The sequence below is a fragment of the Streptomyces sp. NPDC053432 genome, from assembly GCF_055585365.1.
This window is the reverse complement of the sequence record NZ_JBVJKF010000009.1, coordinates 191298-212644: the sequence shown is the minus strand read 5'-3', so window position 1 is coordinate 212644 and position 21347 is coordinate 191298. Positions and strand designations below refer to the sequence as shown.

General features: G+C 73.7%; 14 protein-coding genes. 3 read left to right on the top strand and 11 right to left on the bottom strand.

Annotation, left to right across the window (positions count from 1 at the left end):
* Positions 1 to 6: 6 nt before the first annotated feature.
* The 5 genes from ACZ6Y1_RS17660 to ACZ6Y1_RS17640 form a co-directional block, all read right to left on the bottom strand.
* On the bottom strand, positions 7 to 213 hold the full coding sequence (locus ACZ6Y1_RS17660; RefSeq protein WP_469629744.1) for a hypothetical protein: 207 nt from the start codon (positions 211 to 213) through the stop codon (positions 7 to 9).
* A gap of 103 nt (positions 214 to 316) precedes the next feature.
* Positions 317 to 646, bottom strand: coding sequence for a hypothetical protein (locus tag ACZ6Y1_RS17655; RefSeq protein WP_469629741.1), 330 nt, complete (start codon positions 644 to 646; stop codon positions 317 to 319).
* A complete protein-coding gene (locus tag ACZ6Y1_RS17650) occupies positions 643 to 1014 on the bottom strand; it encodes a WhiB family transcriptional regulator (protein WP_365165514.1) in 372 nt (123 codons plus the stop codon). The genes ACZ6Y1_RS17655 and ACZ6Y1_RS17650 overlap by 4 nt, the downstream gene beginning before the upstream one ends.
* Positions 1015 to 1194: 180 nt before the next feature.
* The gene (locus ACZ6Y1_RS17645) at positions 1195 to 1536 is read right to left on the bottom strand and encodes a hypothetical protein (RefSeq protein ID WP_469629736.1); all 342 of its coding nucleotides are present in this window, start codon (positions 1534 to 1536) and stop codon (positions 1195 to 1197) included.
* A gap of 167 nt (positions 1537 to 1703) precedes the next feature.
* Positions 1704 to 4013 carry an ATP-dependent DNA helicase UvrD2 gene (locus tag ACZ6Y1_RS17640; protein WP_469629733.1) on the bottom strand — a complete coding sequence of 770 codons (2310 nt, stop codon included), beginning with the start codon at positions 4011 to 4013 and terminating at the stop codon, positions 1704 to 1706.
* Positions 4014 to 4039: 26 nt separating this feature from the next.
* On the opposite strand from ACZ6Y1_RS17640, the gene ACZ6Y1_RS17635 reads away from it, so the two are divergent.
* Positions 4040 to 4300, top strand: a complete 261-nt coding sequence (locus ACZ6Y1_RS17635) for a mycoredoxin (protein ID WP_030029876.1) — start codon at positions 4040 to 4042, stop codon at positions 4298 to 4300.
* Between the two features lie 107 nt (positions 4301 to 4407).
* Here the strand turns inward: ACZ6Y1_RS17635 and nudC are convergent, their stop codons facing one another.
* From nudC to ACZ6Y1_RS17610, 5 genes are all read right to left on the bottom strand, one after another.
* On the bottom strand, positions 4408 to 5349 hold the full coding sequence (gene nudC, locus ACZ6Y1_RS17630) for an NAD(+) diphosphatase (protein WP_469629729.1): 942 nt from the start codon (positions 5347 to 5349) through the stop codon (positions 4408 to 4410).
* 75 nt (positions 5350 to 5424) lie between these two features.
* Positions 5425 to 6834 carry a dipeptidase gene (locus ACZ6Y1_RS17625; protein WP_469629726.1) on the bottom strand — a complete coding sequence of 470 codons (1410 nt, stop codon included), beginning with the start codon at positions 6832 to 6834 and terminating at the stop codon, positions 5425 to 5427.
* 10 nt (positions 6835 to 6844) lie between these two features.
* Positions 6845 to 10552: a UvrD-helicase domain-containing protein gene (locus ACZ6Y1_RS17620; RefSeq protein ID WP_469629724.1), complete on the bottom strand. Its 3708-nt coding sequence runs from the start codon at positions 10550 to 10552 to the stop codon at positions 6845 to 6847.
* Between the two features lie 710 nt (positions 10553 to 11262).
* Entirely contained in the window at positions 11263 to 14697 is a 3435-nt protein-coding gene (locus ACZ6Y1_RS17615) for an ATP-dependent helicase (protein WP_469629987.1), read from the bottom strand.
* Positions 14698 to 14961: 264 nt separating this feature from the next.
* A complete protein-coding gene (locus ACZ6Y1_RS17610) occupies positions 14962 to 15330 on the bottom strand; it encodes an MGMT family protein (protein ID WP_469629722.1) in 369 nt (122 codons plus the stop codon).
* A gap of 110 nt (positions 15331 to 15440) precedes the next feature.
* Between ACZ6Y1_RS17610 and ACZ6Y1_RS17605 the strand changes: the two genes are divergently transcribed.
* On the top strand, positions 15441 to 18245 hold the full coding sequence (locus ACZ6Y1_RS17605; RefSeq protein WP_469629717.1) for a lysylphosphatidylglycerol synthase transmembrane domain-containing protein: 2805 nt from the start codon (positions 15441 to 15443) through the stop codon (positions 18243 to 18245).
* Between the two features lie 218 nt (positions 18246 to 18463).
* Positions 18464 to 20068, top strand: a complete 1605-nt coding sequence (locus ACZ6Y1_RS17600; RefSeq protein WP_469629714.1) for an alpha/beta hydrolase — start codon at positions 18464 to 18466, stop codon at positions 20066 to 20068.
* 78 nt (positions 20069 to 20146) lie between these two features.
* Here ACZ6Y1_RS17600 and moeZ read toward each other — a convergent pair whose 3' ends face one another.
* Positions 20147 to 21325, bottom strand: coding sequence for an adenylyltransferase/sulfurtransferase MoeZ (moeZ, locus tag ACZ6Y1_RS17595; RefSeq protein ID WP_469629711.1), 1179 nt, complete (start codon positions 21323 to 21325; stop codon positions 20147 to 20149).
* Positions 21326 to 21347 lie beyond the last annotated feature (22 nt).

Below are 21347 nucleotides of genomic sequence, written 5' to 3'. Positions count from 1 at the left end.
AGGCGGTCACCACCAGGAGGAGTCGAGCCTGCCCTCGATCGCGCGGAGGTTGGCGCGCGCGCAGTCGACGCAGAAGTACTGTCTGGTCCCGTTCTCCACCGAGCAGGTCCAGGTGGGCGGGGGGCCGGGCGGGGCCTGGGTGCCGCAGCGCGCGCAGACGACGGGCTCGGGCTCGGTTTGCGGTGGGACGGGGTGGGGAGTCGGCTGGTCCACCTGCAGACGATATCCCCGTACGGGGTGGAGGGCCGTCCGCAACGCACCGGGGGGACCGGTCCCTTCGGACCGGTCCCCCCGGTGGCGCTGTCTTCTTCAGCTCTTAGTGCATGACGGCCATGGCCAGCGCGCGGCGGGCGCGCATCGAGACGCGCTCGGCTCGCCGCTGCATGCGGCGGGCGGCGACCAGGCGCAGGGCGTGACGCTCGGCGTCCGCCTCACGCATGCGGTCGTCCATATGGGCACGAGCCAGGGCTTCTGGGATGAGTTGCATTTCGCGGGTCCTGTTCTGACGCGAGGTGATCGCGCCTGCGGTGATGAAGTCTGCGTGGGCGGCGCCGTGCGGCTGCTCGCTCGTGGTGGAGGGGGACATGAGGGCCTGCTTCAGGGGGTCGTGCGTGAGGGGGCGGTCGATGGTTCCGAGGGCGGTCATGCCGCTGCAACCGGGTTCTTGCGCGGACGGCCACGCGGGCGCTTCCGGGCTACGACGACGCCCTGGACGAAGAGCTCTCCGCCCCAGACGCCCCAGGGCTCACGACGCTCGGTCGCCCCGGCGAGGCAGGCCTCGACGAGCGGGCAGGTGCGGCAGAGGGACTTCGCGTACTCGACGTCCGCCGGGGACTCGGCGAAGAAGACCTCCGGGTCGAAGGTGCGGCAGGGAACCGGGACGCCGAGGTTCTCGATGGCGTCGTCGAGCGCGGTGAGCGCGGTGAGCGGGGTCAAGGTGGAGTCCTCCGGGACTGCGGGCGGGGAGAGAGTCTGGGTCTGCGATACGGACGGGGCGTGCGCTTCGAGTTGCACGGTGTTTTCTTCCTCGTCTTGGTCGGCTAGTCGTTCCGGCCGGTCGGCCGGTCTCGGCTGGTCTGGTTCTGCCAGTCCCGAGGCCCCTTCGCTCCGTCATCCCCGTTCGGGGACAAACAGAAGGGCCGCGGATCCCGGGTGGGGTTCCGCGGCCCTGAAGGCGCCGGCCTGATCTTGCGATCAGGCTGGATCACTCCAGGGTTCGAGCCCACGGAAGGCCCACATCAGGTGGTGCTGGTGCTTCGTCGTCTGCTTCGTCTGGCGCTTGAATCCGGCACTGGCGGCACCGGCTGCGGCGGCGAGGCCATAGGCGCCCTGCGCCTGAGCTTCTGCTGCCAGTACTGCCACCGGTGCCTGGGTCGGTCGCTCATTGCGCGCGCTGACCGGAAGGGTCGCCAGCAGGGCAGGGCGGCCGGCGGAAATCGCGGACGCACCGGTACCCCGGAGGGAGACGGAACCGAGCAGGCAGGAAGCGGCGACCGAGCGATCGGTCATTTTGGTGAAGGTCATGAAGCTGGTCACTGGTCTCGCCTCCTCTCGGCGTCTCGGGGACCTGGCCCGAGGGCCCGTCCCATGCGTATTCGGATAAGTACAGCACGGATCAGGGGCTTCGGAGAAGCCACCGTTTCCGTTGCTAAGAACCTATGGGTCTTCGCTGGGCATGTGCAAACTATTTTTCCGACGAGTTTCTACGCGTCGTCAGAATCCCCGGTTCCGCTCTCCTGGCCTGCACAGATGGCCAGGACGTCGGCCCCGTACCGGTCCAGCTTGCGGCCGCCCACTCCGGAGATCATCGCGAGCTCCCCCGGCTCCGAGGGCGCGGCCTCCGCGATGGCCATGAGCGTCTTGTCCGTGAACACGCAGTACGCGGGCATTCCCTGCTCCTTCGCCTGCACCGCGCGCCACTCCCGCAGCCGCTCGTAGAGCCCTTCGTCCATGTCGGACGGGCAGTCCTCGCAGCGCATCAGCTTGAGCTCGCCGGCCTCGGTCAGGGTCTTGCGGCACACCCGGCACAGCGTGGGCCCCCGCTTGCCGCTCCTGCGTGCCGCCCGGTCCGCCGGAGAGCCCGGCAGGCTTCCGGGAGCCGCGGAGCCCGGCCGCAGGCCGCTCAGGAACCGGCTGGGCCGACGGGAGGCCCTGCCGCCCGGGGCGCGGGAGAGCGCCCAGGAGAGGGTCAGGTGCAGCCGCGCACGGGTGACGCCGACGTAGAGCAGCCGGCGCTCCTCCTCGACCTGCTCGTCGGTCTTGGCGTATGTGATCGGGATCATGCCGTCGGTGAGGCCGACGAGGAACACCGCGTCCCATTCCAGGCCCTTCGCCGCGTGCAGCGAGGCCAGGGTGACGCCCTGCACCGTCGGGGCGTGCTGGGCGGCCTTGCGCTCCTCCAGCTCGACCGTCAGGTCCGCCAGGGTGGCCCCGGGGCGGCTGCGGGCGAAGTCCTCGGCGAGGCGGACCAGGGCGGCCAGCGATTCCCACTGGTCGCGGACGGCGCCGGAGCCGGCCGGCGGCTCCGCCGTCCAGCCGGTGGAGCTGAGCACGGCGCGGACCTGGGCGCCCAGTTCCACGACGTCGTCGAGGACCCGGTCGTTGCCGCCGGAGCGGGCGGCTCCGCGCAGCGCGAGGATCGCCTTCTGGACCTCCTGCCGCTCGAAGAACCGTTCGGCCCCGCGCAGCTGGTAGGGGACCCCGGCGTCGGCGAGGGCCTGTTCGTACACCTCGGACTGGGCGTTGATGCGGAAGAGCACGGCGATCTCACCGGCCGGGACGCCCGCCGCGATCAGGTCGCGGATCCGGCGGGCGACGCCCTCGGCCTCGGCGGGCTCGTCCGGGTACTCGGCGTACACCGGGTCGGGGCCTGTCTCGCGCTGCGAGACGAGCTCCAGGCGGTGTTCGGCGGCCCGGCCCCGGGCCTGCTTCAGCAGGCCGTTGGCGAGGTGGACCACCTGGGGGGTGGAGCGGTAGTCGCGGACCAGCTTGACCACGGTGGCCTGCGGGTAGCGGGTGCGGAAGTTCAGCAGGTGGTCGGGGGTGGCGCCGGTGAAGGAGTAGATCGTCTGGCTGGCGTCGCCGACGACGCAGAGGCTGTCGCGCTCGCCGAGCCAGAGGTCGAGCAGCCGCTGCTGGAGCGGGCTGACGTCCTGGTACTCGTCGACCACGAAGTGCTGGTACTGGGCGCGGATCTGCTCGGCGATGTCGTGCCGGTCCTGGAGGATGCCGACCGTCAGGAGCAGCACGTCCTCGAAGTCGATCATCGCGCGGTCGCGCTTGAGCTGCTCGTACGTCCCGTAGATCTGTGCGATCTCGGCCAGGTCCCGGGGGGCCTCGCGGCCCGCCTTGACGGCGGCCGCCGGATAGTCCGCGGGCACCGTCTGGGTGACCTTGGCCCACTCGATCTCGCCGGTGACGTCGCGCAGCTCGCCCCGGTCGAGGCGGATGCGGCAGCGGGCGCCGGCCTCGGCGACGAGCTGGATCTTGCGTTCCAGCAGCCGCGGCACGTCCCCGCCGATGGCCCTGGGCCAGAAGTACTGGAGCTGGCGCAGGGCGGCGGAGTGGAAGGTGCGGGCCTGGACCCCGTCGGCGCCGAGTGCGCGCAGGCGGCCGCGCATCTCCCCGGCCGCGCGGTTGGTGAAGGTGACGGCCAGCACGCTGGCGGGCATCAGCTGGCCGGACCGGACCCCGTACGCGATCCGGTGGGTGATCGCGCGGGTCTTGCCCGTGCCGGCGCCGGCCAGCACGCACACCGGTCCGCGCAGGGTCGTGGCGACCTCGCGCTGCTCCGGGTCCAGGCCCAGGAGCACCGCGTCGGCCGATTCCGGGGCGCCGGCGGAGGCGGTGAAGGATGGGGAGTGCGTTGCTGCTGTCACCCCGCAATGCTGCCAGGTCCCGTGGGCCGGGCGGGAAACTTGTCCACAGCCCGCGCACGTTCGTCGTACCGGTCCGGCCGCGGGAGTGGTACGGGAATGGCGGCGGGGTCCCGTACGTTCGGGTACTCGGACCACCGAGCCCTCACGAAGGAGAGCGCAGCATGCAGGACACGGGCACCGTCACGATGTACAGCACCACCTGGTGCGGCTACTGCCGCCGGCTGAAGACCCAGCTGGACCGCGAAGGCATCGCGTACAACGAGATCAACATCGAGCTCGACCCGGCGTCCGCGGCGTTCGTGGAGAAGGCGAACGGCGGCAACCAGACCGTTCCCACCGTGCTCGTGAAGTCCGCCGCCGGCAACGAGTCCGTCATGACGAACCCGAGCCTGGCCCAGGTCAAGCAGGCCCTCGCCGTCTGAGCGGTCCACCGGGCCCGGCCGTGCCCGTCAGAAAGGCCCCCGCCTCGGCGGGGGCCTTCTGCCGTGCCCGGCGTGACGCCGTGACGAACGTCACCCGGCGACGAAACTCACGCGGCCGGCTTCGGCAGCGGTTCGCCGTACCAGTTCTCGACGAGGCGGGCGGCGATGGAGATGCCCGACGGGGGCACCACCTCGCCGGTCTCGAACGCGCGGCGCAGGTCCTCGCGGGAGAACCAGCGGGCCTCCTGGATCTCCTCGCCGTCCACGTTGATCTCGGAGGTGGTGGCGCGGGCCGTGAAGCCCAGCATCAGGCTGTACGGGAAGGGCCACGGCTGGCTGGCCACGTACTCGACCTCGCCGACCCTGACGCCCGCCTCCTCCCACACCTCGCGCACCACGGACTGCTCGATGGACTCGCCCGGCTCCACGAAGCCGGCCAGGGTCGAGAAGCGGCCCTCGGGCCAGTGGACCTGGCGGCCGAGGAGCGCGCGGTCCTGCTCGTCGGTGACCAGCATGATCACGGCCGGGTCGGTGCGCGGGTAGTGCTCGGCGCCGCAGCCGGGGCAGCGGCGGATGTGTCCGGCGGCCGCGACGACCGTGCGCTCGCCGCAGCGGGAGCAGAAACGGTGCATCCGCTGCCAGTTCTCCAGCGCCACGGCGTGCACCATCAGCCCGGCGTCGCGCGGGCCCAGCAGCAGTCCGGCCTCGCGCAGGCCGGCCGGGCGGGCCGACTGGTCCATGCGGCCCGGCAGCGAGTCCTTCTGCAGTGCGAAGTACCGTACGCCGTCCTCGTCGGTGCCCAGGAAGTACCGGTGCGTCTCCGTGGCCGGGGCCTCGAAGGCGGCGGTCATCACGATGCCGGTGCCCCCGTCGGGGGTGTCGTCGATCAGCACCTGACCGCCGGAGACGACGAAGACACGGGTGGTGGGGTGGCTCCAGGCCGCGGCGAGCCACGCCTCGTCGAGGCGGTGGTGCGCGGCGCGGTCGATTCCGCTGGGCGCGGCGAGCGAGAGCGGGCGCTCGGTACGGGTGCTCACAGGTACTTCCAACTCCCCCGGTGGTGGGACTAGGCAGGCGTACGGACTACGAGTGCGGCGGATGCGGGTGCGTGCGTGGTACGGGTGTCAGGCGCTCCCGCCCCGGTGGGTGGCGGCCAGGTCGCCCCACAGGTAGGCGGTCGTCTCGACGCCCTTGAGGAGGAGATCCAGCTCCACCTTCTCGTTCGGCGAGTGCCAGCCGTCGGAGGGTACCGAGATGCCGAGGAAGAGGACGGGGGCGTCCAGAACGTCCTGGAGGTCGGCCGCCGGGCCCGAGCCGCCCTCGCGGGTGAAGCGGACCTTCTGGCCGAAGGCGCGGCCCATGGCCCGTACGACCGACTGCAGGGCCGGGTGGTCCAGCGGGGTCAGGCACGGGCGGGTCGGGGCGCCGAAGGTGATGGAGTGCCGGATCCCGTCGGGGACGCGGGCGGCCACCCAGTCCCTGACGGCCGCCTCGACCTCGTACGGGTCCTGTCCGGAGACCAGTCGGAACGACAGCTTCAGGTGGGCGGAGGCGGGCACGATCGTCTTGCCGCCGGGGCCCTGGTAGCCGCCGCCGATGCCGTTGACCTCGGCGGTCGGGCGGGCCCAGACCCGTTCGAGGGTGGAGTAGCCGGCTTCGCCGGCGGCCGCGTGGGACTTGGCCGTGCGCAGCCACTCCGCCTCGTCGAAGGGGAGCTCGGCGATGAGCGCCCGCTCGGTGTCGGTGAGTTCGGCGATGCCGTCGTAGAAGCCCGGGATCGTGACCCGGCCGTCCCCGTCGTGCAGGGCGGCCACCAGGCGGGCGGCGACGGTGGCCGGGTTCGGCACGGCTCCGCCGAAGGCGCCGGAGTGGATGTCCTGGTCCGGGCCGTGGAAGTCGATCTCGCAGTCCGCGACGCCGCGCATGCCGGTGCAGACGGTGGGGGTGGTCTCGGACCACATGCCGGTGTCGGAGACGATCACGACGTCGGCGGCGAGCTCGGCGGCCCGTGCCTCGACGAGCGCGCGGAAGTGCGGGGAGCCGGACTCCTCCTCGCCCTCGATGAGCAGCTTCAGGTGCACGGCGGGGGCTGTGGCGCCGGTGGCGGCCAGGTGCGCGCGCACCCCGAGGGTGTGGAAGAACACCTGGCCCTTGTCGTCGGCGGCGCCGCGGCCGTACATGCGGCCGTCCTTGACGACCGGTTCGAACGGCTCGGTGTGCCAGCCGTCGGCGAGGGCGGCCGGCTGCACGTCGTGGTGCCCGTAGACGAGGACGGTGGGGGCGTCCGGGTCCTCGCTCGGCCAGTGCGCGAAGACGGCCGGGGCGCCGTCGGTCTCCCAGACGTCGGTGACCGGGAAGCCGGTCTCCTTGAGCTTCGCGGCCAGCCATTCGGCGCTGCGGCGCACGTCGTCCGCGTGCTCGGGCTGCGCCGAGACGGAGGGGATGCGCAGCCATTCGGCCAGGTCGTCGAGGAAGGCGGCGCGGTGGGTGTCGATGTACGTGCGGACGACGCTGTCCGGCGTGCTGAGGCTCATGGCCACGAGCCTAGCCCTCCGCCTGAGCATCACCGTCCGTGCCCGATTTGCCTTGGAGGATCCGCTCAAGACGGGCCCGGCCGGGGAGGTTGCGGGGGCGGATCACGCGGCCGCTGCGGACGTGCAGGAAGGCGGCCTTCACCTTGGCGAGGGGGGTACCGGTGGCTTCCGCCCAGGCCAGGCGGTACACGGCGAGCTGGAGGGGGTCGGCCTGGGTGGTGCGGCCGGTCTTCCAGTCGACGATCTCGTAGCCGCCGTCATCGGTGCGGTACACGGCGTCGATCCGGCCGCGGATGACGCGGCCGGCCAGGGTGAGCTGGACCGGTGCCTCCATGCGGTGGGGCGGCCGGTCGGCGTACTCGCTGCGTTCGAAGGCGGCCTTGAGGGCGTCGAGGTCGGCCTCGTCCGCGATCTCCTGGTCGGAGCCGGGCAGCTCGGTGGCGGGGTCGAGGACGTCGAGGAGCGGGAGGGGCAGCTCGTCGAAACGGGACTCCACCCAGGCGTGGAAGCGGGTGCCCTGGCGGGCTGCGGGCTGCGGGGGCTTGGGCATGGGCCGGGCGAGGTCGCGGGCGAAGCCCTGCTCGTCGGCGGCGAGGCGCAGGAGCTGGCTGGCGGACAGGGCGGGCGGCAGCTCGACGTCCCGGACGGCGGCGCGGGCACGGCGGAGCTCGCCCTCCAGGGCGTCGAGGTCGCGGTCCCAGGAGGCGATCGTCCGTGCCTCCTCGGGGGTGAGGGGGGTCGGGCCGCCGGGGGCGCCCCGGCGGGCGGGGCGGGCGGGCCGTGCGGGCCCGGGCACGCGTACGGCTGCGCCGTGGGCTTCGTCGGCCTCCCAGAGGTCGCCGTACGGGTCGGCGGGGTCCGGCAGGACGGATGTGTCCCCCACCCCGCCCCTTCCCGAAACCGGGGCTCCGGCCCGGGGCACGGCTGCGCCGCCGGCCCAGCCCTCGACCGCCCAGGGGTCGTCGAGGCCCGGCCCCTCGCCCGGGGCAGGGGCTCCGGAGACGGGCGCCCCTGCGCCGGCGGGCCGGGGCTCCGCCCAGGGCTCAGCGGCCCAGGGGTCGTCGGCGTCCGGGCCTTCGGCCGGGGGCGCGGGGGAGCTCCCGGGTGGGCCGGGCGCGGCCGGGGGCTCGGTCGGCCAGGGTTCGTCCTCGTAGGACGGGTCCTCGCAGTGCGGGGGCCAGAGGTAGGGGTCCTCGTCCTCGGGGGGAGGCGGGGTCGCCAGGTGGGATTCGACCAGGGCCGCCGCCGCCCGGCGCAGGGCGAGCGAGGCGGGGTCCAGCGGGAGCGGCCATGAGTGGTCCGGGGCGGAGTCGTCGGCGAGGGACGGGTTCTCGGCCTTCGGGTCGGGTTCCTCCGCCCAGAACTCGATCTCGCCGAAGCCCGCCGCGCAGTGCTCGTACAGGGCCGTCAGGAACGCGGACGGGCCGCGGCGCTTCTTCTGCGTGGGGCCCCACCAGTGCCCCGACGCCAGCAGGAGCGAGCGGGGGCGGGTGAAGGTGACGTAGCCGAGGCGGAGTTCCTCCGTCTCCTTGTGGGACTTCAGCGCCGCCTTGAAGGCCTTCAGGCCCGCCGAGGTCCACGCCGGGTCCGCCGGCAGGGTGGCGGCGTCGCCGCGCAGGGCGTACGGGAGCACCTTCGCGTACGAGGTCCAGGCCTCCGGCGCCTTCTCCTTGGGGAAGGAGCCCGCGCAGAGGTCGGGGACGACGACCACGTCCCACTCCAGGCCCTTGGACTTGTGGGCGGTCAGGACCTTGACCGTGTTCTCCCCGCCGGGCAGCGCGTGGTCCAGCCCCTTCTCGTACTGGGCCGCCGTCCGCAGGAAGCCCAGGAACGCGAGGAGGGTCGCCTCGCCGTCGAGGGCTGCGAAGCCGGCGGCGACGTCCATGAAGTTCGACAGGGTCTCGCGGCGGCGGGCGGCGAGGGCGTGCGGGGACGCGGACAGTTCCACGTCCAGGCCCGTGGTGGCCAGGACCCGGTGGAGTACGTCCATCAGCGGGTCGGCGAGGGAGCGCCTGAGGTCGCGCAGCTCCTGGGCGAGGTGCGCGAAGCGGACCCGGGCCTCGGCCGAGAACGGCAGGTCGTCCGGGGCCTGCCCGGCGCCGTCGAGGAAGGTCTCCAGGGCGTCGGCCAGGGAGATGATCTCGGCCGGGTCCACGCCCTCGACGGCCGCCGCGAGACGCTCGTCCGGGTCCTCGGCGGAGGAGGGGGCACGGCCCACCAGCAGGCGGGCCCGGCGGCCCAGCAGGGCCAGGTCGCGCGCGCCGATCCGCCAGCGCGGGCCGATCAGGAGCCGGACCAGTGAGGCGTTGGCCCCCGGGTCCTGGAGCACCTCGCAGACCGAGACCAGGTCCGCGACCTCGGGCAGGTGCAGCAGGCCGGACAGGCCGACGACCTCCACCGGCACGTCCCGGGCCACCAGCACGGCCTGGATCTGCGCGAAGTCCCCCGCGGAACGGCACAGCACCGCGATCTCCCCCGGCTCCGTGCCGGTGCGCACCAGGTGGGCGACGGAGTCCCCGAGCCATTCGAGTTCCTCGGCGTGCGTCGGCAGCAGCGCGCAGCGCACGTACCCGGCCTGTTCCTCGCCCGGGGCCGCCCGCAGCGCCTCGACGCCCTCGTGCATCTCGCGCAGCGGGGCGGCCAGGCCGTTGGCGAGGTCGAGCAGGCGGCCGCCGCTGCGCCGGTTCTCGCTGAGGGAGAAGCGGGTGGCGGGGCTGCCGTCGGCGTGCGGGAAGTGCTCGGGGAAGTCGTCGAGGTTGGCGACGGAGGCGCCGCGCCAGCCGTAGATGGCCTGGCAGGGGTCGCCGACTGCGGTCACCGCGTGCCCGGTGCCCGCGCCGAAGAGGCCGGAGAGCAGGAGGCGCTGGGCGACGGAGGTGTCCTGGTACTCGTCGAGCAGGACGACGCGGAACTCCTCGCGCAGCAGTGCGCCGACCTCGGGGCGGGTGGTGGCGAGCTGCGCGGACAGGGCTATCTGGTCGCTGAAGTCGAAGAGGTCGCGGGAGCGTTTGGCGGCGCGGTAGCGGGAGACGAGTTCCAGCAGTTCGAGGCGGCCGCGGACGGCCTCGGGGACCTTGCGCAGGTCCTCGTTGGTGAGCTTGGTGCCGGCGAGGGTGTCCAGGAGGGCGGTGTCGTGGGCGCGCAGCACGTCCGGTTCGACGAGGTGCTCGGAGAGTTCGGCGTCGAGCGCGAGGAGGTCTCCGACCAGGTCGGGGAGGGATTTGGTGAGCGCGGGGTAGGGGCCTGGGGCCTCGCGCAGCACCTTCGCGGCGAGCTGGAAGCGGGTGGCGTCGGCGAGCAGGCGGGAGGCGGGCTCCAGGCCGATGCGCAGCCCGTGGTCCTTCAGGAGCTGCCCGGCGAAGGCGTGGTACGTGGAGATGCGGGGCTCGCCGCCGGCCGCGTCGGGATCGGCCGGGGAGGGGTCCGGGTCGGTGATGCCGGCCCGTGCGAGGGCCTTGCGCACGCGCTCGGCGAGCTCGCCGGCGGCCTTGTTGGTGAAGGTCAGGCCGAGGACCTGCTCGGGCGCGACCGCGCCGGTGCCGACGAGCCAGACGACGCGGGCGGCCATGACGGTGGTCTTGCCGGAACCGGCGCCCGCGACGACGACCTGCGGGGCGGGTGGGGCGGTGACGCAGGCCATCTGTTCGGGCGTGAAGGGGATCCCGAGGAGCTCCTTGAGCTGCTCGGGATCGGTGAGGACGGGGGGACGCGCGGACACGTAAAGAGGCTAGCCGCACGCACCGACAGCCCCGACCGGTCGGCCCCCGCCGGGCCTGCGGCGGCGGGGTCGGGTGTGCGGCGGGGTGCCCTGGGCGTTTGAACCCCGGGGCCCGGCCAGCCTGACACCCCCGCGCCGGCGGGGTCGGGTGCCCGGCGGAGCTGGCCCCCGTTGCCACCCCCGCGCCGGCGGGGTCGGGCGTGCGGCGGGGTGCCCCCGCAGGGCGTTGGAACGCTGGGGCCCGGCCAGCCTGACACCCCCGCGCCGTCGGGGTCGGGTGTGCGGCGGGGTGCCCCCGCAGGGCGTCGAACGCAACCACGCTTGCTTACCAGTGCCTCTGCAGGTTCGACGCCCGAGGAGGTACCCCGGCGCGCGCCCGGCCCCGGCGGCCCCTGCGTGCGGGCCGCTGCGCGGAGCTGGTCCCCTACCCGCCCTTCCACCGTTCCCCGGGCTCCGCCCGGACCCGCGCCTCAAACGCCGGCGAGGCTGGATCTGGGTCCGCCCCGGACCCCGCGCCTCAAACGCCGGCGAGGCTGGATCTGGGTCCGCCCCGGCCCCGCGGCTTGAACGCGGGCGGGGCTGGATGGGGCGCCGCCCCAGACCCCGCGCCTCAAACGCCGGCGAGGCTGGATCGGGCCCGCCCGGGCTCGCGCCTCAAGCGCCGGCGGGGCTGGCGCGGGCCCGGTGGGGCTGGGGTTGGCTGGGGGCCGTCACTCGATCGTCTGGCGGCCTTCGGGGCGGGCGCTGCAGGAAGCGCGGAAGGAGCAGTGGTCGCACTGGCGGCCGGTGACGGGCGCGAAGCGCTCCTCCAGGACCCGGCCCGCGGCGGTGGCGAGGAGGTCCCCGACCCACTCGCCGTCGAGCGGCTGCTGCGCCTGGATCTTCGGATCGTCGGAGCCCTGGCGGAGCTGGACGAGTTCCGCGCCGCCCGGCTCGGGGCGCAGCCCGTCGAAGACCTCGTCGACGGCGCCCTCGCGTACCGCGAGCTGGTAGACGGCGAGCTGGGGATGGCGGGCGACCTCGGCCTTCGTGGGCGAGGACTTGCCGGTCTTGAAGTCGACGACGTACGCGCGCCCCTGCGGGTCCGCTTCGACGCGGTCCATGGACCCGCGGATGCGGACGGCGTACTCGCCCGCGTCGAGGGTGACGTCGAACTCGTGCTCCGTGGCGACGGCGGCCCGGCCCCCGCGGTCGGTGGTGTGCCAGCGCAGGAAGCGTTCGAGGGCGGCGCGGGCGTTCTCCTTCTCCTGGCGGGACTTCCACGGCGCGTCGAAGGCGAGGGCGTCCCACACGGAGTCGAGCCGTTCCATGAGGACGGCCAGGTCGGCGGGGGTACGGCCGGAGGCGACCTCGTCGGCGAGGACGTGGACGACGTTGCCGAAGCCCTGGGCGGCGGTGGAGGGGGCGTCGGCCTTGACCTCGCGGCCGAGGAACCACTGGAGGGAGCAGGTGTTCGCGAGCTGGTCCAGGGCGCTGCCGGACAGGGCGACGGGCCGGTCCCGGTCGCGCAGCGGGACGCTGCTGCGGGTGGGTTCGTACAGGCCCCACCAGCGCTGCGGGTGCGCTGCGGGTACGAGGGGCCGGCCCTCGTCGTCGGTGAGCGCGGCGAGCCGGGCGAGGCGGCGGGCGGCCGCCTCGCGGAGCTGGGGCGAGGCCTCGGGGTCGACGGTGGTGGCGCGGAGCTCGGCGACGAGCGCGGGGACGGCGAGGGGGCGGCGGGGGCGCCCGGTGACGTCCTTGGGGGTGACGCCGAGCTCGGTGAGGAAGCGGGAGGGCTGGTCGCCGTCCTCGGCGGGGGCCTTGACGGCGGTGACCACGAGGCGGTCGCGGGCGCGGGTGGCGGCGACGTAGAAGAGGCGGCGCTCCTCGGCGAGGAGCGCGCCGGGGGTGAGGGGCTCGGCGAGGCCGTCGCGGCCGATGCGGTCGGCCTCCAGGAGGGAGCCTCGGCGGCGCAGGTCGGGCCAGAGCCCCTCCTGCACGCCGGCGACGACGACGAGACCCCATTCGAGGCCCTTGGAGCGGTGGGCCGTCATCAGCCGGACGGCGTCGGGGCGGGCCGCGGTGCCGGTGAGGGTGTCGGCGGCGATGTCCTCGGCCTCGAGCTGTTCGAGGAAGTTGAGGGCGCCGCGGCCGCCGGTGCGTTCCTCCGCGCGCGCGGCGGTGTCGAAGAGGGCGCAGACCGCGTCGAGGTCGCGGTCGGCGTTGCGGCCGGCGGTGCCGCCGCGGCGGGCCTGCCGCTCCAGGCGCTGCGGCCAGGGGGTGCCGTCCCAGAGGGTCCAGAGGGCCTCTTCGGCGGTGCCGCCGCCCTGGAGGAGCTCGCGGGCCTTGCGCAGGAGGAGGCCGAGGCGCTGGGCGCCGCGGGCGTAGGCGGGGTCGTGGGCGGTGAGCCGTTCGGGCTCCGCCAGGGCGCGGGCGAGGAGTACGTCGGAGGGCGGCGGCACCTTCACGCCTGCGGCGCGTTCCTCGTCGCGGAGGGCCCGGCCGAGGCGGCGCAGGTCGGCGGCGTCCATCCCCCCGAGGGGGGAGCCGAGCAGTTCGAGGGCGGCCTCGACGCCGATCCATCCGGCCGTGTCGCCTGCGGCGGGCTCGGAGTCCGGCTCGGCGGCCTCGCCGGGTGCGGCGTCGCCTGCGGCGGGCTCGGAGTCCGGCTCCGCGGCGGAGCCAGGTGCGGCGTTGCCGGGTACGGCCTCGCCGGGTGCGGCGGTACCGGGGAGGGTTTCCCGCTCACCCGCCCCGGAGTCGCGAGCGGGCTCGCCCGCGTCGGCCGGACCCTCGCCCGCGGCGCTGCCCACGGCCGGTGCGACCGGGGCGTCGGCCGGCTCGCCCACCGCAGCGGGAGCGGCCGTGGCCGTCCCCGCCGTGGGCGGGGTGGCGGTGGCTGCGGCGCGGAGGGCCGTGAGGAGGGGGGACACCGCCGGTTCGTGGCGGAGGGGGGTGGCCGTGGCGTCGGTCTCGGCGGGGACGCCCGCCGTGATCAGGGCGCGCCGCATCGCCGGGAGGGTACGGCCGCCGGAGCGGACCAGGACGGCCATGTCCCGCCACGGCACGCCGTCCTCCAGGTGCGCGCGGCGCAGGATGTCGGCGATGTTGTCCAGCTCGGCGCCGGCCGTGGGGTACGTGTACACCTCCACCGAGCCGCCCTCCCGCGTGGGCGTGAGCGCGCGGTGGGCGCGGACGGCGGCGGCCGGGAGGCGGGGCACCGGCATGCGGGTGGTCAGGAGGCGGGTGGCGGACAGCAGCACGGAGCGCGAGCGGCGGCCGACCGTCAGGGCCCGTACCGCCGCGCCCGGGAACGCGGACTCGAAGTCCAGGGTGTTGTTGATGTCGGCGCCGCGGAAGGCGTAGATCGACTGGTCGGGGTCGCCGAAGGCGGTCAGCGTGCCGCCGGGGCCGGTCAGCGCGCGCAGCAGCCGCAGCTGGGAGGCGTCCGTGTCCTGGTACTCGTCCACGAAGATCGCGTCGTAGGAGGAGGAGAGGGACGGGGTGCGCTCCGCGAGGAGGACGGCCCGGTGCAGGAGTTCCGCGTAGTCCAGCATGCCCTGCAGGTCCAGGACGTCCAGGTACTCGGAGAGGAAGGCCGCGGCCGCCTTCCAGTCCGGGCGGCCGATCCGGTCGGCGAAGGAGGACAGCGCGGAGGGGCCCAGACCCAGCTCGCGGGCGCGGGCCAGCACCGCGCGGACCTCGTCGGCGAAGCCGCGCGTGGTGAGCGCCGCGCGGAGGTCGTCCGGCCAGCGGATCGAACGGGAGCGGCGCTGGCCCTCCAGCAGGGTGCGGACCATGACGTCCTGCTCCGCGCCGGACAGCAGCCGCAGCGGGTCCGCGAAGAGGTCGGTGTCCTGGTGGGCGCGGACCAGCCCGTAGCAGAAGGAGTGGAAGGTGGTGGCCTGCGGCGCCCGCGCCCCGCCGAGGCGCAGGGCGGTCCGGTCGCGCAGTTCCACGGCGGCCTTGCGGCTGAAGGTGAGGATGAGGATGCGGGCCGGGTCCGTGCCCGCCTCCACGCGGGCGGTCACCGCTTCGACCAGCGTGGTGGTCTTGCCGGTGCCGGGTCCGGCCAGGACCAGCAGGGGTCCGCGGGTGTGCTCAACCACCGACCGCTGGGCTGCGTCCAGCACAGGGGGATCCACCCGTTCCGGCCCGGTGCGCACGAGGCGGTACGCGTCGGGGGTCCGCGTACGCCGCCGTTCGGTGCGGCGGTCGGCGTCGGAGGAAGGGGTGATCACGTGAGGTGCCGGTCCTGGTCGTCCTGGGTGGGGGTGGGGGTCTGCGGGTGGCTCCGCGGCGGTTCGCGCAGAAGCCGAAGAGGCAACGCTACGGCAACCGGCCGACGCCGCGCAGTCCCCCCGGGTACCCCGTACGGGCGTTCGCGCCTTCCCTCGACCGCCCGCTCGGGCGCCGCATGGCCGAAGCTGTCAGGTGTGAGCCTCGTCGCGCGTGCCGTCCCGGCCGGGGTCCCCGGGCGCCCCGTCCCAGCGCGCCCGGCGCATGTCCAGCCGTGCCTCGCCGCCGGCGGTCAGTCGCAGCGGGGTGGCCTCCGCCCGGTAGTGCTCCAGCGCGCGCAGTTCGTGTCCGGGCAGGGGTACGCCGTCCGCCCGCACCACGCGCCACCAGGGCACGGCTCCCCCGTACAGGGCCATGACGCGCCCGACCTGACGCGGTCCGCCCTCGCCGAGCCACTCGGCGACGTCCCCGTACGTCATCACCCGGCCGGGCGGAATCCGCTCGGCCGCCTCCAGTACGTGCTCCGCGTACGCGGGCAGTTCCTCGCTCATCCGGCCCATGGTGCAGCACGTCGGCGGCCCGCCGGCGGAAGCCCCGGTTCCATACCGGCGCGCACCCTGATGCCCCGCGCCCCGGTCGGTCCGTGCCACCATCTTCCGGGCGGTGACTGGTGATACGTGATCAAGAAGAGACGGATGTGACGACGAAGGAGCAGGGTGTGAGCCCTCCGAACGGCGCGGGGACGGACGGGGACGCGCGCCCGGGCGACGGCGACGGCGAGAGCCACAGCACCCACGACCGCGCTCGTCACGACGGCACCTCCCCCCGCCCGGATTCCCCGGGTGAGGGCCCCGCGCAGCACGGCGGCGCGCCCGGGGACGGCCCGCACGGGCACTCCCCCACCGCCGCCGACCGGGTCGAGGTCGACGAACCCCTGCTCGCCGCCCGCGTGCACCGGCCGTCCGACCTGGTACGCCTCCTCGTCGGCATCCTCGGTATCGCCGTCGTGCTCGGCATCTCCGCCTTCGCCCACGGCACCACCGCCGGCCTGGAAGCCGACATCAACCAGGGCACCGGAGCCGCGCCCGACCTGCTGATCAAGGTCGCGGCGCTGGTCTCCAGCATCGCCGTGCTGCTGCTCCCCGTCGCCTTCGCCATCGAGCGGCTGATCAAGCGCGACGGACTGCGCATCGCCGACGGCGTGCTCGCCGCCGTCCTCGCGCACGGGGTCACCCTCGCCACCGACCTGTGGGTCTCCCAGGCCGCCCCCGAGACCATCCAGGACGCCCTGACGCTCCCCGCCGGCACGGCCGGGGACCTCACCGATCCGGTGCACGGCTACCTCGCGCCCGTGATCGCGTACATGACGGCGGTCGGGATGACCCGCAGACCGCGCTGGCGCGTGGCGCTGTGGGTGGTTCTGCTGCTCGACGCCTTCACGATGCTGGTCAGCGGCTACACGACGCCCTTCTCGATCATCCTCACCGTGCTCATCGGCTGGAGCGTGGCGTACGGCACCCTGTACGCGGTCGGCTCCCCGAACGTCCGCCCCACCGGGCAGAACCTCCTCGCGGGCCTGCGCCGGGTCGGTTTCCAGCCGGTCAGCGCGATGCGCGCCGAGCAGCCGGCCGAGGGCGGCCCGGAGGCCTCCGAGGTGGGCGACCGGGGGCGGCGCTACCACGTCACGCTGGAGGACGGCCCGCCGCTCGACGTCACGGTGGTCGACCGCGAACAGCAGGCCCAGGGGTTCTTCTACCGGGTCTGGCGCCGGCTCACCCTGCGGGGCATCACCACCCGGCGCAGCCTGCAGTCGCTGCGCCAGGCGCTGGAGCAGGAGGCCCTCCTCGCGTACGCGGCCATCGCGGCCGGCGCCAACGCACCGAAGCTGATCGCCACCTCCGAGCTCGGCCCGGACGCCGTGATGCTCGTGTACGAGCACCTGGACGGGCGGACCCTGGACTCCCTCCCCGACGAGGAGATCACGGACGACCTGACCCGCAACACGTGGAAGCAGGTGCGGGCCCTGCAGTCGCGGCGGATCGCGCACCGGCGGCTCACGGGGGACGCGTTGGTGGTGGATCGTTCCGGCAACGTCGTCCTCACCGACCTGCGCGGCGGCGAGATCGCGGCCGGTGACCTGGTGCTGCGGATGGACGTCGCGCAGCTGCTGACCACCCTCGGTCTGCGGGTCGGCGCGGAGCGCTCGGTGGCCTCGGCGGTGTCGGTGCTCGGCCCGGACACGGTCGCGGACTGCCTGCCGCTGCTCCAGCCGATCGCGCTGAGCCGGTCCACCCGGGCCACGCTGCGCAGGCTGGCCCGGGAACGGGCGGACCGGCAGCGGGAGGCCGTACTGGAGTCCTCGCGGGCGGCGAAGGCCGCGCGGGAGGCGGCCGGATCGGACACGAACCCGGTCGCCGACCGCAAGGCCCAGAAGAGGGCGCTGGACGACGCGCTGGACGGGGCCCGGGAGGAGGACCTGCTGAGCCAGATCCGCCAGCAGGTGCTGCTGATCCGCCCGCAGGCCCCGGTGGAGCCGGCCCGGCTGGAGCGGATCCGGCCGCGGACGCTGGTGTCGTTCATCGCGGGCGCGTTCGGCGCGTACTTCCTGCTGACGCAGCTCGCGCACGTGGACTTCGGGACCATCATCGGCAAGGCGCAGTGGGGCTGGGTCGGGGCGGCGCTCGCCTTCTCGGCGCTCAGCTACTTCGCGGCGGCGATGAGCCTGCTGGGCTTCGTGCCGGAGCGGGTGCCGTTCCTGCGGACGGTGGTCGCGCAGGTGGCCGGGTCCTTCGTGAAGCTGGTGGCGCCGGCGGCGGTGGGCGGTGTCGCGCTGAACACGCGCTTCCTGCAGCGCGCGGGGGTCCGGCCGGGGCTGGCGGTCGCGAGCGTGGGCGCCTCGCAGCTCTTCGGACTGGCGAGCCACATCCTGCTGCTGCTGTCCTTCGGCTATCTGACGGGGACCGAGAAGACCCCCGAGATGACCCCGTCGAGGACGGTCATCGCGGGTCTGCTGACGGTGGCGGTGCTGGTGCTGGTGGTGACGGCGGTCCCGTTCATGCGGAAGTTCGTCGTGACGCGGGTACGGGCGCTGTTCGCGGGGGTGGTGCCGCGCATGCTGGACGTGCTCCAGCGGCCCCAGAAGCTGATGACGGGCATCGGCGGGATGCTGCTGCTGACCGGCTGCTTCGTGATGTGCCTGGACGCGTCGATCCGTGCGTTCGGGGGCGGCGAGGCCATCAGCTACGCGAGCATCGCGGTGGTCTTCCTGGCGGGCAACGCGCTGGGCTCCGCCGCGCCGACGCCGGGTGGTATCGGCGCGGTGGAGACGACGCTGACGCTGGGTCTGATCGCGGCCGGTCTGGAGAAGGAGGTCGCGATCTCGGCGGTGCTGTTGTTCCGGCTGATGACGTTCTGGCTGCCGGTGCTGCCGGGGTGGGTGTCGTTCAACTTCCTGACCCGCAAGGAAGCGATCTAGCCTCCGGCTCGGGTTGTCGGCCGGGGGTGCCGGCCCCCGGGCCCGTGCCCCGTGCGGGCCCGGGGGCCGGCACCCCTGCGGCGCTCCGCGCCCGCGCCTCAAACGCCGGCGGGGCCGGCCGCTATCCCCCGGCCAGGGCGAGGCCGCGGCCCGGGCCCACGGGACACGGATGGGTCAGCGCGGGGGCGGGTGGGGCGCCTGGCGCGGAGGATGGGGGTATGTCGACATACGCCCTCCGGGTCACCGCCGGCGCCGCCCTCGCGGCCACGCTGCTCGCCACCAGCGCGTGCTCCGACGACGGCGACGTGAACGGGGGCGAGAAGGTGAACGCCGACGGCACCCGGCACGCCAAGCCGCTGAAGTGGGAGGACTGTCCCGCACCCACCCCCCTGGAGGGCGGCGGGCAGGCACCCCCCAAGGGCTGGCAGTGCGCCACCCTCGACGTCCCCCTCGACTACGCGAAGCCCGAGGGCGAGACCATCCCGATCGCCCTGATCCGCGCCAAGGCCCGGGACAAGGACAAGCGGCTCGGTTCGCTCGTCTTCAACTTCGGCGGCCCCGGCGGGTCCGGCATCAGCACCCTGCCCGGCGCCGCCAAGGAGTACGACGCCCTGCGCGAGCGCTACGACCTGGTCAGCTTCGACCCCCGCGGGGTCGGCCGGAGCGTCCCCGTCCGCTGCCTGGGCGACAAGCAGCTGGACGCGTACTACGCGCAGGACTCCTCCCCCGCCACCCCCGAGCAGGAGAAGGCCTTCACCGACGGCATCAAGCAGTACCAGCGGGCCTGCGAGCGGAACTCCGCCAAGGTCCTGCCGTACGTCGGCACGGAGAACGCCGCCCGCGACATGGACCGCATCCGCCAGGCCCTCGGCGATGAGAAGCTGAACTACTTCGGCATCTCCTACGGCACCGAGCTCGGCGGGGTCTACGCCCACCTGTTCCCCAAGAACGTCGGCCGGGCCGTCTTCGACGCCGTCGTCGACCCCACCAAGAACTCCGAGGAGGGCGCGCTCGGCCAGGCCAAGGGCTTCCAGCTCGCCCTCGGCAACTTCGCCCAGGACTGCGTGGACCGCGGTGACGAGTGCAAGCTCCAGGGCAGCACCGCCAAGGAGATCGAGGCGAACGTCATCAAGCTCCAGAAGGAGCTGGCGGCGAAGCCCATCCCCGGCATCGGGGACCGGAAGCTCACCGAGTCCGCCGCGACCAACGGCATCGCGCAGGCCCTGTACTCCAAGGAGTTGTGGCCGTTGCTGGAGCAGGGCCTCGACGAGGCCGAGGGCGGCCAGGGCCAGCTGCTGATGGCGCTCTCCGACGCGCTCAACGGCAGGGACGAGCACGGCCAGTACAGCAACATCGGGGCCGCGAACTCCGCGATCAACTGCGCGGACTCCAAGGACCGCTACACGCTGGAGCAGACCAAGGCCGGGCTGCCCGCCTTCCGCGCCGCCTCGCCCGTCTTCGGGGACTTCCTCGGCTGGGCCATGATGAGCTGCACCGGCTGGCCGGTCCCGGGCGCCTGGGAGACACCGGACGTCTCCGCCCCCGGCTCCGCGCCCATCCTGGTGGTCGGCAACACCGGCGACCCGGCCACCCCGTACGAGGGTGCCCGGAACATGGTGGAGCGGCTCGGCAAGGGCGTCGGCGTGGAGCTCACGTACAAGGGCGAGGGCCACGGCGCGTACAACAGCGGCGACGCGTGCGTGCAGGGAGCGGTCAACTCGTACCTGCTGGACGGGAAGACGCCGAAGGCCGGCACCGTCTGCACGGCGACGAAGGAAGCCACGGGGACGCCGGTGGCGCCCGAGCCCCCCGAAGGGGCGTGAGGGCACGGGCACGGAGAAGACGCGAAAAGAGGAGGGGCCGGCCCGCGCGTGCGCGGGCCGGCCCCTCCTCGGTACGGCTTAGTAGACCGGCTTCTCGGGCTCGATCTGGTGGACCCAGCCGATGACGCCGCCACCGACGTGGACCGCGTCGGCGAAGCCCGCGGACTTCAGCACCGCGAGGACTTCCGCACTGCGGACACCCGTCTTGCAGTGCAAGACGATCTTCTTGTCCTGCGGCAGGTCCTGGAGGGCGTTGCCCATCAGGAACTCGCCCTTGGGGATCAGCTTCGCGCCGGGGATCGAGACGATCTCGTACTCGTTGACCTCGCGGACGTCGATGATCTCGATCTTCTCGTCCGTGTCGATCCACTCCTTGAGCTGCTTGGGAGTGATCGTCGAACCGGCGGCAGCCTCCTGGGCCTCCTCCGACACGACGCCGCAGAAGGCCTCGTAGTCGATGAGCTCGGTGACGGTCGCGTTCGGACCGCAGACCGCGCAGTCGGGGTCCTTGCGGACCTTGACCTGGCGGTACTGCATCTCCAGGGCGTCGTAGATCATCAGGCGGCCGACCAGCGGCTCGCCGACGCCCGTGAGGACCTTGATCGCCTCGGTGACCTGGATCGACCCGATGGACGCGCAGAGCACGCCCAGCACGCCGCCCTCGGCGCAGCTCGGGACCATGCCCGGCGGCGGGGGCTCCGGGTACAGGCAGCGGTAGCACGGGCCGTGCTCGGACCAGAAGACCGAGGCCTGGCCGTCGAAGCGGTAGATCGAACCCCACACGTACGGCTTGTTCAGCAGCACGCAGGCATCGTTCACCAGGTAGCGGGTGGCGAAGTTGTCCGTGCCGTCGACGATCAAATCGTACTGGCTGAAGATCTCCATCACGTTGTCGGCCTCGAGCCGCTCTTCGTGCAGGATCACGTTCACGTACGGGTTGATGCCGAGGACGGAGTCGCGGGCGGACTCGGCCTTGGAGCGGCCGATGTCCGACTGGCTGTGGATGATCTGGCGCTGCAGGTTCGACTCGTCGACCTCGTCGAACTCCACGATGCCCAGCGTGCCGACGCCGGCCGCGGCAAGGTACATGAGGGCGGGCGAACCGAGGCCACCGGCACCCACGGCGAGCACCTTGGCGTTCTTCAGGCGCTTCTGGCCGTCCATCCCGACATCGGGGATGATCAGGTGACGCGAGTACCGGCGGACCTCGTCAACGGTGAGCTCAGCAGCTGGCTCGACCAGGGGTGGCAGCGACACGGGGACTCCAGGGTCATCCCCG